Genomic DNA, 12,744 nt, shown 5'->3' with positions numbered 1-12,744 from the left:
GTAGTGAGGCGAATAGCAATCCCATGACGATTTATCCTGCGATTGATCTCAAGCAAGGACGATGCGTCCGGTTACGACAGGGGGATATGGGAAAAGAAACCCGGTATTCCGATGATCCTCCTGCGATGGCAAAGCATTGGCAGTCTCTTGGCGCTGAATGGCTGCATGTCGTTGATTTAGATGGTGCCGTCCAAGGACGGCCTCAGAACTTCGAACATGTGGCGTCTATCGTGAAGAATCTCTCGATTCCGGTCCAAGTGGGAGGCGGGATTCGTTCGATTGAGACGATACGGGAATACATGTCGATGGGGGTGGCGCGGGTCGTGCTCGGCACGGTCGCTTTGGAGCAGCCGCAATTGGTTGCTGACAGTTGCGAGGAGTTTCCCCATAAAATCGTGGTCGGCATCGATGTGAAGAACGGGGAAATTGCTTCACATGGATGGATGAACGAGTCGGGAAAAACACCAGAAGATATTCTCCCAATATTTTCAGACTACCCACTCGCGGGAATCGTGTTCACGGATATTTCCCGCGATGGCATGTTGGATGGCCCGAATATTCCGGCACTCAAACACATGACAACGCTCACGAAACTGCCCCTCATTGCGTCAGGCGGAGTCACGAAAATTTCCGATATCGCCGCGATTCGAAACATTTACCCAGAAGTTTCCGGCGTAATTATTGGCAAGGCTCTCTATGAAGGGGCGATTCAGTTCGCCTCAGCTCTTTCAGCCGCCTCTGGACCAAGCAGTCAAGAGGCCTCGTGCTAGCCAAACGGATTATTCCCTGTCTAGACGTGAAGGATGGGCGAGTAGTGAAAGGCGTGTCGTTCGTCGATCTTCGTGATGCCGGAGATCCGGTTGAGGTGGCAAAAGAGTACGATAAAGCAGGTGCTGATGAACTCTGCTTTTTAGATATCACGGCTTCTCATGAACAACGGGATACGATACTGGATGTAGTCGCCCGCACGGCTGATCATGTGTTTATGCCTCTCACCGTTGGCGGAGGCATACGGACTCTTGAGGATATTCGTCGTCTCCTGGAATCGGGAGCGGACAAAGTGAGCATCAATACGGCCGCGGTCAAGGATCCGGACTTTGTCAAAGCGGGCGCCAAACGTTTTGGTTCACAATGTATCGTCGTGGCTATTGACGCCAAACAGAAAACGGGAAATGACCCGTCCTCGAATGGGGCAGGTTGGGAAGTCTTTACGCATGGAGGCCGTCGTCCTACCGGTCTTGACGTGGTGTCTTGGGCCAAACAGATGACGGAATTCGGAGCCGGAGAAATTCTCCTCACGAGCATGGACCAAGATGGGCAGAAAGACGGCTATGACCTACCGCTTACGGCGGCCGTCTCTCAGGCGGTGTCGGTGCCGGTTATTGCGTCAGGAGGTGCAGGGTCGCTTCACCATCTGTACGAGGCATTGGCGGTTGGACATGCCGATGCGGTACTGGCCGCTTCAATTTTTCACTATAAGACGTATTCGATCGCTCAAGCTAAAACCTATTTGCTCCAACAGGGCGTGTCAGTACGAATGGTAGAGGAGAATTCCACAGTTTGGCGATGAATCATACCTCGTTGGTTCAGCATGTACGGTTTTCTGAGAATGGCTTGTTGCCGGTTGTTGTCCAGGATTGGCTTGACGGGACAGTCTTGATGGTTGGGTTTATGAACCAGGAAGCCTTGCAGGCGACCCGGGAAACCAAGCGAGTGCATTTTTGGAGCCGATCCCGTCAAACGCTTTGGAAAAAAGGCGAGACTTCAGGGCATGAACTACTCGTCAAAAATCTCTTTATCGATTGTGATCGTGATACGGTGCTTGTGGTAGCCGAGCCCATTGGTCCGACGTGTCATACGGGAAACCGGACCTGTTTTTTCGCAGAGGTCAGTCTTGACGAGCAGGATGAGGCCATACACGAACCGGTCAACCAGGCGTGGGGAGGAATACTGGAACGGCTCTATCAGATGGTCGCCGAACGCAAGCTAAACCCTCAAGAGGGTTCCTATGTATCTAGGTTGTTGCAAGGAGGCACAGACCGGATTCTTAAGAAAGTGATTGAGGAGTCCGGTGAGGTTGCGTTGGCAGTCAAGAATCAAGACCGCTCGGAAATCATATACGAAGTCGCTGACCTCTGGTTTCATACCATCGTGGCGTTGGGGCATGTTGACGTACCGCCGGGCGATGTTTTTCAAGAACTGGGGAAACGGTTTGGCAAATCAGGGTTGCGGACTGAACGGGGAAATTCATCATGAACGACTGTATTTTCTGTAAGATCGTCGACGGAAGTATCTCATCGGCCAAGTTGTACGAAGACGATGATTGTCTCGCGTTTGAGGATCTCAACCCCCAAGCTCCGGTTCATGCGCTTGTGATTCCCAAGAAGCATCTGGTGGCATTGTCAGACGCGGAAGAAACGGATCAAGCCCTGCTGGGGAAGTTAATGTTGGCATGTGTACGTGTCGCCAAGGACAAGGGACTGGAGACGAACGGATACCGAGTCGTGACCAATATCGGGCGAGAAGCCGGGCAGACGGTCTTTCATCTTCACGTTCATGTCTTGGGGGGACGAAGGTTTCAGTGGCCTCCAGGTTAAACAGCTTTGTCCATATCCAGCTTACTGTGCGTCGTTGTCAACATGAGAGTGTGCAAGTTGACGTTCAAGCTTTTCGTTGGCTAAGAGGATTTTCCTGAAACTGAGAGGAACGACTTGTCAGGTTCAAGGAAGGGCATTCCTCCAGAAACGCTCCAGCAAATCCGTGATCACGCTGATATCGTCGATGTGATCTCCCGCTACGTCACCCTGACCAAAACAGGTCAAAACTTCAAGGGCTTATGCCCATTCCATTCTGAAAAAAGCCCATCGTTTTCCGTGAGCCCCGGTCGTCAGATGTTCCACTGCTTTGGGTGCGGCGTTGGCGGAGATGTCTTCACGTTTTTGATGAAGCGTGAAGGGTTGGGATTTACCGAATCCGTTGAGGAAATGGCCAAGCTGGCCGGAGTGCGTCTGGAATCTCATGCAAGGGACCGAAGCGTCGACAAGGCCAGTTCAGGGAGGGAACGTTACCATCACATCCATGCCATTGCCGCGGAATGGTTTCAACAGAACTTGAGGAATGTTGAGGTTGGACAGCATGCCCGACAGTACCTCGAAAGCCGAGGCATGTCTCATGAGATCATCGAGAAGTTCGGGGTCGGTTACGCGCCGTCATCCTGGAATGGACTTTTGTTTCACCTCGAGAAAGCGGGTATCAAGCATGAGGAGTTGTTTCAGTCAGGTCTCATTATCAAAAAAGATCAGGGATCTCGACCGACTACAGCCCGTCCTCAAGGGTACGATCGATTTCGGGACCGTATCATGTTTCCCATCACTGACACGCGGGGGCACGTGATCGCCTTTGGCGGACGGACTGTCAACGATGAGCAGATGCCAAAATATCTCAATTCGCCCGAGACTCCCTGGTTTTCAAAAAGTCGAACGTTGTTTGGATTTGACAAAACTCGCGAAGCGGCAAGTCGGATAGGCCGTCTTATATTGGTCGAGGGGTATTTTGATGTCTTGGCGCTCTACCAAGCGGGGATCCAGCATGTGGCCGCTCCGCTAGGGACAGCCGTCACCTCGGATCATATTCAGGCCATACGGCGTCTAGTCAAAAGCGTGCTCTTATTTTTCGACGGCGATGCAGCCGGTATTCGAGCGGCGCTTCGAACGCTAGACCTATTCATGAACACGGGGCTGACTGTGAAGGTGATCGTCCTGCCTCAGGGAGATGATCCGGATACGTATATCCGGACTCAGGGGGTTGAGGCGTTTCAAGACCTTGAAACACATGCCTGTTCGTTGCTCGATTTTGCCATTCATCATTCTCTGAAAGGGCAGGAGTCCGCGTCGATCGAGGAGCGTGTGCAATGTGTCGATGACATCCTTCGACTCTTACAGAAAACGAACAATCCGATCGAGCGAGAAGAGCGCATTCAACTGGTTTCCGAACGTCTGGGTATACGTGAGGAGACATTGCTCGCGCGGTATCCCATGTTGCAGTCCAAGCCGAATCGCTCCTCCGAACGACAGCCTCAACGCGATGTAAGGTCTTCGAGTCAGCTTCTCTTGCCAAAAGGGAGTCCTGAAGAACGCGATGTTCTCATCCTAGCTCTGCAGGACAGCCTGAATACGGAACAGCTCAAGCAAGTCAAAGCAGAGATGTTTACCGTTCCTCAATATAGACGCATCGTGCAATGCGTGTTGGCTCACGTTGATGCCGATGGTCATCTCGACGTCGAGTCCTTGCAGGCAGAAGCGCTGCAAGATTCCGAATGTGGATCCATCATCACACATCTAATGTTAGCTGATATGCATTTTGACGATCCGACTGTGTACTTCCAAGAGTGCGTCGTGACATTAGAACGGAAATATATTCAGCATGCCTTGAATGAACGCATCGCGGAATTGCGGATTGCGGAGCAAGAACAAAAATCAGAAGATATTCAACGGTTGGTCATTGAAATCAATGAACTGCGTGGCCAGAAAGCCACGTTGATCGCTACCCGCTAGCGGGTTGCGATCAACGTGATCGCCAAACAGAAAAAGGAATTTGCTCGCAAGTACTCAGGTTTTGAAATTACAGATATTTGCTTACATGAAAGTCTGAAAATAAGAAAAAAGTTGCTGAGGTCCATGTCTGTCGTTTAAAGTGAAGGGCTAACAATTTTCCCTACAGGGCCCATAGCTCAGGTGGTTAGAGCGGCTGACTCATAATCAGTTGGTCCTAGGTTCAAGTCCTAGTGGGCCCACCATGTTATAATTTTAGGGAAACAAAGACTTTCAGGGATATTGTGAATACACACCCACGCCCATGTTTATTGACAGTTTTATCTATTAGATAGAGGTAGAGGTCCCCTTGAATTCTCAGCTACAATTTCTTATCGAACTTCAACAATACGATTTACGAATTTTTGAAATCCTTGACCAAAAGAAGAAACATCCCGATCGCATTAAGGCCGCTGAACGTCCCTTACTCGAAGTCCATCAACGGCTCAAAAGCCTTAAAGAGACTGGTGAAGTGTTAAGCAAGCAACGCCGGGATGGCGAGCATGAATTATCCCTACAAGAAGAACATCTTCAAAAGCTTCGTGGACGCCTTAATGACCTCAAGACCAACAAAGAATATCAGGCTCATTTATTCGAAATTGAATTAGCGAGAAAGAAAAAAGATTCCCTTGAAGAGATTCTGCTTGGAGTACTTGAGCAAGCTGAGCAGAATGATAATGAACAAAAAGAAGTAGAAACACAGGCCAGAGAAGTTGAGCAAGCATTCGGGCAGGCCAAACAAACGCTAGACTCGACACTGACTTCGTTAGATCAAGAATTGTCAACGCTGGAGCGCGAGCACAAGTCATTGACTGAGCAGGTGGACCGAGGTCTTTTGTCGCGATACATGAAGTTGAAGACTCTTCGCAAGGGATTTGCGATCGCCAAAGTGAAAGATGGAACCTGTTCCGGCTGTCGATTACAGTTGCCTCCTCAGTTAGTCGCTGAAGTGAAACGAGCAGATGAACTCTTGAACTGTTCATATTGCCATCGCATTTTGTATTGGGAGCCCTCGGCCGACGCGACAGTCGAAACGCAACCGCCTGTTGCGCCGAGCGTGTAAATTGGCACATTACGATTGAGAAAGCCTGCCCAGCTGAACGATCCTGACAGATTCGTTCTTCAATTGCCTGTGCTCTTCTGATTTTATCAACGATACGTATTGGATATACATTTCTTGCATTCGTGCTATCCGGCACCTATGATAAGCGTGGCTGAGAGAGTGGGACGGGTGATCGCTGACCGCATGCGAGTCAGAGGAAAGTCCGGACTCCAGAGGGCAAGGTGCTGGGTAATACCCAGGCGGAGTGATCCGACACCGGCGCCACAGAAAACAAACCGCCGATGGATAAGGTCGTGACTTTCATGACCTTATGACAGGTAAGGGTGAAATGGCAGGGTAAGAGCCTACCGCGCCTATGGTGACATAGGTGGCAAGGCAAGCGTCACTTGGAGCAAGACCAAATAGGGGAACGATTCCATCTTTCATTCTCGGACCTGGATTAGGATTTCGAAGATGAAGGATTGAGAAAGATTGGCCCGATCTTTGTTCCCGGGTAGGTTGCTAGAGGCTTAGAGTAATCTAAGTCCTAGAGAAATGATCACCACCGATTGGCTATGCGTCGATCGGAACAGAATCCGGCTTACAGGCCCACTCTCATGCCATTAATGTTTGGTTTTTGATTCAAGAAAATACGAGATGGACCATCACGATTTGACCAGTATTTCCCTCATTGTTACAATATGAAATTGTGTCACTTTTATAAAAGACAAAAAACTTTCTGACGAAAAATAGCCAGGATTTTCTGGTAGAACACGGGGGACTTTTCGTAGAGGCCGAAACAGTTTTGCCGTTACCGTAAAGAACTCAACATTCTCAATATCAATTTTCCAAGTCCCCATCGTCTAGCCTGGCCTAGGACACCAGCCTTTCACGCTGGTAACACGGGTTCAAATCCCGTTGGGGACGCCAAGATCCAAGCCGCTGAAGGTCTGCTTCAGCGGCTTTGTGTTATCCTGAAGTTAAGAAGGTTTCTTGAAAAGCGGAAATGATTTGAAGCGGCTATAGAGTTCTCATGTGTGGAAAAACGATGCGATAATCTTCATGATTCAAACCCCTATCATATTCATCATCTTATAGAGGAAGTCTTATGAATCCAGTTTGTCGTTTCACAATCTATTGTGTCGTGGGACTCGTAAGTTTTGGCTATCCGTTGATTGGCCCTGCCATGAGTGATGACGTTTGGGATGTGGGTGACAAAGGCGGTCAATCAGAAGGTTCTCCGCCCATCGGTTCAATGATCCTGATTCCAGAAGGCAAATTTCTCATGGGAGATCACGACGGTCAACGGAATGAACGACCGGAGCATGAGGTGTTTCTGGATGCCTATTATATCGATCGCTATGAAGTGACAATGTCGGAGTTTCAAAAGTTTTTGGACGAGAATCTTAAGATTGAGCCTCCGCCTCTTTGGGATGATGGCATGGCGTTTGGTGAGGCGGCGGATCGTCCTGCCGTCGGTGTCACATGGGAGTCTGCGAATCTGTATTGTCAATGGGTGGACAAACGATTGCCGACGGAAGCTGAGTGGGAGAAAGCCGCGCGTGGGACGGATGGCCGGCGATATCCCTGGGGACATATGCAGCCGTTTGTTGATATCGCTCGATACAATCATGGTATTACGGGGTGGGTGAGCTATCCGATCACGCTGGCTCCCGTCACAAGCGGCGTCGTCGGAATGAGTATTCGGCATGGGCTGAAGACCGGAGGAAAGAGCCCTTATGGCTTGTACCATATGTCTGGAAATGCGGCTGAATGGGTCGCAGACTGGTATGACCGGTATTACTATGAGGATAGCCCTGAGAAAAATCCCAAAGGACCAGAAACTGGAGATCGAAAGGTCTTACGTGGAGGTTCATGGGAAGATGAGCCACGACAGATTCGTGTGACTACCCGTGCGAAGGCTGAACCAACGTTTAGTGATCTGACGATTGGATTTCGATGCGCCAAAGATGCGAAAGGTACAGAGTCGAAGCCTGAAAAGTGAAGAATTCCCTAGAAAGGTTGCCTAGTGCTTGGGTAGTTGATTGTGGAGTTTCTGCCCATAAAACCAGCGAGCCGTTTTTCCTCCGATGTTCCGAATGGTGTGTTGCACACCGGCAGGAATCAACACTTCCTGACCGACTTCCGGCTCAAAACGACTTCCTTGCATCTCGAATTCGAGCCGTCCGGAAAGCATCATGAATAACTCTTCAGTGTCATGCGTGGTCCCTTTCCATGTGCGACCCGCATGATCGATCCACAGGCCGCACGAATATCCTCGAGCGTGCCAATCTTTCGCGACTTCTGAACGTTCAATAACGCGAGTGGCTTTCACGGGTCGCACCACTGCGGTGTGATGATGAAGGGCGAGTTCACCGACAGGGGGTCTTTATGGTGTGGCTTTGATAACGTACGGTGAGACAAGAAAGACGCTTCATTGTTTCTCGGATCATTGAGTTCGAACATGAAGACTTACTCCGTCGCCAGTAAGGATTTGAAGAAAGAACTACTTATATTGGGTTGTTCAAGACATGTCAATGCCATCAATTTGTGGAAAACATGTGAAATAAAGGGGACAACTATGGGGGTGAGCATGAGACGGCCGTTTGTTTGTTGGAGTTTTTGACGAAAACGGCTGGGGATAGGGAAAAATATTTTTTTGAGGAGAACGATCTTTGGATGCAGTTTGTGGTTGTTTTTACCTAGGCGATACTGGGAAATTCCGTTGTATCAAGAGGTATCATCATCAGGCCTTGGGTTTGATCAAAGGCCTGATGAGAAATTTTGGCTGGTCTACTTTCGGTCAGCTATGGCCTGAACAATGGAATGTTGGTCTATCGAGAAATCGAATCGAACACTTTGCTAAGTCTACGCTGCGAGTCAAGACAGCAGAAAGCACCATGACACTGATATCGTCAATACCTCATGTCTGTTCTGGCTTTCCGAATCATGAACATCCGCTAGTGGCACCACAGTTATCACACTTCAGGCACATGCCGTTTCGTACCATCTTGAACTGCTTGCATTCTTGGCAAGGGTCACCTTCATAGCCTTTCAGTCGAGCCACTTGGACTTCCGTGTAGGTCATGGTTGCCCGCCTCACTTCGACCTTGTGCGCGAGCCTTCCACCATTTCCTTCTCCATTCCGGCTATTACCATTTCGTTGTTGACGTCTAGCAGGGAATAGTCCTGGATTGATTGATGTCGAGGCTAACGTTTTGGGATCGGCAAATTCCTGTTCTTCATCATCGTCCTCATCATCGTCGTCCGGGTCATGCCGCATGGAGTCGGCCCGTAAGTCTTCTGGGGCCACTTGTTCGAGATCATGGCGGCCCAAGTAGGTGATGGCTAATTCTCGGAAGATATAATCAATGATCGAGGTTGACATTTTGATGTGATCATTGAGTTTGACGGGGCCGTTGGGTTCGAAGCGTGTGAACAGGAACGCTTCCACGAATTCCTCGAGTGGGACCCCATGTTGCAAGCCCAGGGAAATGGCGATGGCGAAGCAATTCATGAGACTCCGAAACGCGGCACCTTCCTTGTGCATGTCTAAGAAAATTTCACCAAGTGTCCCATCTTTGTACTCACCCGTTCTGAGGTAGATTTTATGGCCGCCGACGACGGCCTTTTGCGTGTACCCTCCTCGTCGGGTGGGGAGCGGCCGTCGTTTGGCCAGGTACCGCACCAGAACTTTTGACGCCGCTTGTTGAGCTGCGGTCATGACTTGACTCTTGTGTCCGATCGATTCTCCGGCATCAATCGAGGAACTCAGTGGCTGGCTGAGCTTGGACCCGTCGCGGTAGAGCGCGACGGCTTTCAGCATGGATTGCCACCCCGTAAAGTAGGCGTCTTTGACGCTTTCGACCGAAGAGTCGGCAGGCATGTTGATTGTTTTGCTGATGGCGCCGCTGATAAACGGTTGTGAACTGGCCATCATGCGAATATGAGCTTGTGTGGCAATATATCGTCGTCCGATTCGTCCACAACGATTGGCACAATCAAAGATCGCAAGATGTTCCTCTTTCAGGTGTGGGGCGCCTTCAACCGTCATCGTGCCACAACAATAGTCCGTGGCCGCCAAGATTTCTTCTTGCGTAAACCCGAGAGTTTTTAGGAGATTGAATTGCGAGTCCCCAAGTTGCGTCTCGGTGAGTCCGAGCGTCTCTCGACAAAATTCTTCGCCAAGGGTCCATTTATTGAAAGCAAACTGAATGTCGAACGCTCCGTCAAGCGCTGCTTCGATACGATCTAGCGCTGGGCGATCGAATCCTTTGGCCTGCAGACTTTCATGATTGATAAAGGGGGAGCCCTCGAGTGTTCGAGCTCCAGAGACATAGCTGATAATGTCTTGAATCTCCGATTGGCCATATCCGAGAGTGCTTAATGCCGGGGGAAGGCTCTGGTTGATGATCTTAAAATATCCACCGCCGGCGAGCTTTTTAAATTTGACGATGGCAAAGTCAGGCTCAATGCCCGTCGTGTCACAGTCCATGACCAGCCCAATCGTTCCTGTCGGCGCGATGACGGTAGCCTGGGCATTGCGAAATCCATGCTTTTCTCCGAGCACGAGGGCGCGATCCCATGCGTCGCGAGCCGCTTGGAGCAAGTCAGTCGGGCAATATTCGGTGTTGATGCCATGGGGATGAATCGAGAGTTCTTCATAATCATCCTTGGGCACATTGTAGGCGGCTCGCCGGTGATTTCTGATGACTCTGAGCATCGACTCCCGATTGCGGGGATAGGCTTTAAATGGCCCGAGTTCAGCGGCCATCTCACTAGAGGTGGCGTAAGACTCGCCGGTCATGATCGCTGTGAGAGCCCCACAAATAGCCAAGGCCTTTGGTGAGTCATAGGGGATCCCCAACTTCATCAAGATGGAGCCGAGGTTGGCGTACCCTAACCCAAGGGTGCGATAGACAAAGCTCTTTTCGGCGATCGCCCGACTCGGAAAACCGGCCATCAAGACGCTGATCTCGAGGACGATCGTCCAAATTCTTACGGCATGACGATAGCCGTCCAAATCAAATTCTCCGGTTGCCGACACAAACTTCCCAAGGTTGAGCGAGGCCAGGTTGCAGGCGGTGTCATCTAAAAACATGTATTCGCTACAGGGGTTCGAGGCATTGATTCGACCATCCTGCGGGCATGTATGCCATTCGTTAATGGTCGTGTCGTATTGAATGCCAGGATCCGCGCAAGTCCATGCAGCCCAGGCGATACGATTCCAGAGATCGCGTGCTTTGATGGTTTTACTCGCTGAGCCGTCAGTCCGTCGGGTGAGCGTCCAATCGCCGTCTTCGGTCATGGCTTCAAAAAACCCGTTTGGAACCCGAATGCTGTTGTTCGAGTTTTGTCCGGATACGGTTTGGTAGGCTTTGCTGTCCCAATTCGTGTCGTATTCATGGAACAGGAAATGGGTATAGCCTTCCTTGGCATAGGAGAACATGCGTTGGATATAGGCTTCAGGCACTGTCGCTTCGCGCGCGGATTGCACCGCATCTTTCAATGCCGGGTTCATGTGGACGTCGGTTTCAACCAGGGAAGACCCGTCGGATTTGGTCAGGTGACAAGCTGAAAGCACGGCGTTCAGTCGTTGAGCACAGACTTTTGAGCCGGTGACCATGGCGGCGACTTTTTGTTCCTCAATGACCTTCCAATCGATAAATTCCTCGATATCCGGGTGATCCAGGTCGAGGCAGACCATTTTGGCCGCCCGACGAGTCGTGCCGCCTGATTTGATCGCCCCAGCCGCTCGGTCGCCAATTTTCAGGAACGACATCAATCCAGAGGATCGGCCACCTCCTGAAAGGGGTTCCCCATCCCCGCGTAATCGTGAAAAATTGGTGCCCGTGCCCGATCCATACTTAAAGAGGCGTGCTTCCCGAACCCACAGATCCATGATTCCGCCGTCGTTGACCAAATCATCGGAGATGGATTGGATGAAGCAGGCATGGACCTGCGGGCGTTCGTAGGCGTCCTTGGCTTGTTTGACCCGTTGCGTTTTGGGGTCAACATAATAATGTCCTTGCGCGGGACCAGAGAGGCCGTACGCGAAATGGAGGCCGGTGTTGAACCATTGAGGTGAATTGGGTGCGGCCATTTGTTGGGCCAGCATGAAGCACAGTTCATCGTAAAAGGTCTTCGCGTCTTCGGCTGTATCGAAGTACTGGTGCGTTTCCCCCCAATGCGTCCAACAGCCTGCCAGACGATGAAAGACCTGTCGCGCATCACGTTCACCCCCTAGCCTGGGTTGTCCTGATTCATCCGTGAGGGGCTGGCCAGTCTCCTGATCGTACTGAGGGACGCCCGCTTTTCTAAAATATTTTTGAGCGAGTATATCGACGGCCAGTTGCGACCAATGACCAGGGGCCTGAATGTCATTTTGTTGAAAGACAACGGAGCCATCAGGGTTACGAATTTCTGAGGAGCGTGTGGAAAACGGGATAGTCTGGTAGGGGCTTTCCCCAGCGCGAGTGAAGCGGCGAGCAATTTTCACGAGACATCTCCTTTCCAATTCACGTGGGTGTGAACTGACCAGCCTTTAGCTGAACATGTAAGAAGAAGCGGAGCCATTCGTTATTCTCTTTGGTCCTCATAACTCGAAAACAGAGAGGGTGCTGTGATACAGAGGCTCAGAGATATTTCCAACCACTAAGACTGTTTTTGAGCTGGATGTTAAGACTCTGTATAAAAGCAGGATGATCGTGACAGGCAGCTGGTATGAATCGATCTAGAAGAACCCTGGAGCACCGTGTTAGGAATAGATCGTATGACCATCAGAGAATTATTAAATATCATCGAGTAATATCTTCAAGAAACCCAATTTATAGCGGTTCGAGTGAAATGTCAACACTAAATATTGTGTTTTCTGATTTTTGATATGGGGATAACTCTGAATATGTTGTGAGTACCGGAAAAGTCTTTTTTTATAGCGAGTTTCAAGTGCCCTTGTATTGTCTATCAACATGGAGAAAATACGTAAATCCATGATTCATGCACAGGGGCCCATGAGGCCTTGAAAAAATATGGAACGAAAAATTTGTGAAAAAAGAAGAAATCTGCCAGTCTGCTCTTCTTCTATGATCCGAATGAGTGGCTTGTTGAAATATA

Annotated in this window: 9 protein-coding genes, 2 tRNA genes and 1 other RNA gene; 10 read left to right on the top strand and 2 right to left on the bottom strand. The window is 50.1% G+C overall.

Annotated features, from left to right (window positions below):
- Window positions 1–23 precede the first annotated feature (23 nt).
- From hisA to MRJ96_02305, 10 genes are all read left to right on the top strand, one after another.
- Window positions 24–770, top strand: coding sequence for a 1-(5-phosphoribosyl)-5-[(5-phosphoribosylamino)methylideneamino]imidazole-4-carboxamide isomerase (gene hisA, locus MRJ96_02350; protein ID MDR4500282.1), 747 nt, complete (start codon window positions 24–26; stop codon window positions 768–770).
- Complete coding sequence (gene hisF, locus MRJ96_02345; protein ID MDR4500281.1) at window positions 764–1,570, top strand: imidazole glycerol phosphate synthase subunit HisF; 807 nt, start codon at window positions 764–766, stop codon at window positions 1,568–1,570. Before hisA ends, hisF begins: the two co-directional genes overlap by 7 nt.
- Window positions 1,567–2,256 carry a bifunctional phosphoribosyl-AMP cyclohydrolase/phosphoribosyl-ATP diphosphatase HisIE gene (gene hisIE, locus MRJ96_02340; GenBank protein ID MDR4500280.1) on the top strand — a complete coding sequence of 230 codons (690 nt, stop codon included), beginning with the start codon at window positions 1,567–1,569 and terminating at the stop codon, window positions 2,254–2,256. The genes hisF and hisIE overlap by 4 nt, the downstream gene beginning before the upstream one ends.
- Window positions 2,253–2,597 carry a histidine triad nucleotide-binding protein gene (locus MRJ96_02335; protein MDR4500279.1) on the top strand — a complete coding sequence of 115 codons (345 nt, stop codon included), beginning with the start codon at window positions 2,253–2,255 and terminating at the stop codon, window positions 2,595–2,597. The genes hisIE and MRJ96_02335 overlap by 4 nt, the downstream gene beginning before the upstream one ends.
- 114 nt (window positions 2,598–2,711) lie before the next feature.
- Window positions 2,712–4,553, top strand: a complete 1,842-nt coding sequence (gene dnaG / locus MRJ96_02330; GenBank protein ID MDR4500278.1) for a DNA primase — start codon at window positions 2,712–2,714, stop codon at window positions 4,551–4,553.
- Window positions 4,554–4,718: 165 nt separating this feature from the next.
- Window positions 4,719–4,795, top strand: a tRNA-Ile gene (locus tag MRJ96_02325).
- A 104-nt stretch (window positions 4,796–4,899) separates the two neighbouring features.
- Complete coding sequence (locus tag MRJ96_02320; protein MDR4500277.1) at window positions 4,900–5,652, top strand: C4-type zinc ribbon domain-containing protein; 753 nt, start codon at window positions 4,900–4,902, stop codon at window positions 5,650–5,652.
- A 156-nt stretch (window positions 5,653–5,808) separates the two neighbouring features.
- Window positions 5,809–6,251: RNase P RNA component class A (gene rnpB / locus MRJ96_02315), an RNA gene on the top strand.
- Between the two features lie 232 nt (window positions 6,252–6,483).
- A tRNA-Glu gene (locus tag MRJ96_02310) sits at window positions 6,484–6,561 on the top strand.
- A gap of 178 nt (window positions 6,562–6,739) precedes the next feature.
- On the top strand, window positions 6,740–7,636 hold the full coding sequence (locus tag MRJ96_02305) for a formylglycine-generating enzyme family protein (GenBank protein MDR4500276.1): 897 nt from the start codon (window positions 6,740–6,742) through the stop codon (window positions 7,634–7,636).
- A 21-nt stretch (window positions 7,637–7,657) separates the two neighbouring features.
- Here MRJ96_02305 and MRJ96_02300 read toward each other — a convergent pair whose 3' ends face one another.
- Window positions 7,658–7,966, bottom strand: a complete 309-nt coding sequence (locus MRJ96_02300; GenBank protein ID MDR4500275.1) for a cupin domain-containing protein — start codon at window positions 7,964–7,966, stop codon at window positions 7,658–7,660.
- Window positions 7,967–8,578: 612 nt separating this feature from the next.
- Window positions 8,579–12,130 carry a vitamin B12-dependent ribonucleotide reductase gene (locus MRJ96_02295; GenBank protein MDR4500274.1) on the bottom strand — a complete coding sequence of 1,184 codons (3,552 nt, stop codon included), beginning with the start codon at window positions 12,128–12,130 and terminating at the stop codon, window positions 8,579–8,581.
- Between the last annotated feature and the right edge of the window lie 614 nt (window positions 12,131–12,744).

This window comes from Nitrospirales bacterium (assembly GCA_031315865.1).
Taxonomy (GTDB): domain Bacteria; phylum Nitrospirota; class Nitrospiria; order Nitrospirales; family UBA8639; genus JAGQKC01.
The sequence above is the reverse complement of the archived record's forward strand: the minus strand, read 5'-3'. Positions and strand labels throughout refer to the sequence as shown.

Bases quoted from the DNA above. Each gene is read 5' to 3' on its own strand.
- hisA (MDR4500282.1), top strand. From the start codon at position 24: ATGACGATTTATCCTGCGATTGATCTCAAGCAAGGACGATGCGTCCGG.
- hisIE (MDR4500280.1), top strand. From the start codon at position 1,567: ATGAATCATACCTCGTTGGTTCAGCATGTACGGTTTTCTGAGAATGGC.
- MRJ96_02335 (MDR4500279.1), top strand. From the start codon at position 2,253: ATGAACGACTGTATTTTCTGTAAGATCGTCGACGGAAGTATCTCATCG.
- MRJ96_02305 (MDR4500276.1), top strand. From the start codon at position 6,740: ATGAATCCAGTTTGTCGTTTCACAATCTATTGTGTCGTGGGACTCGTA.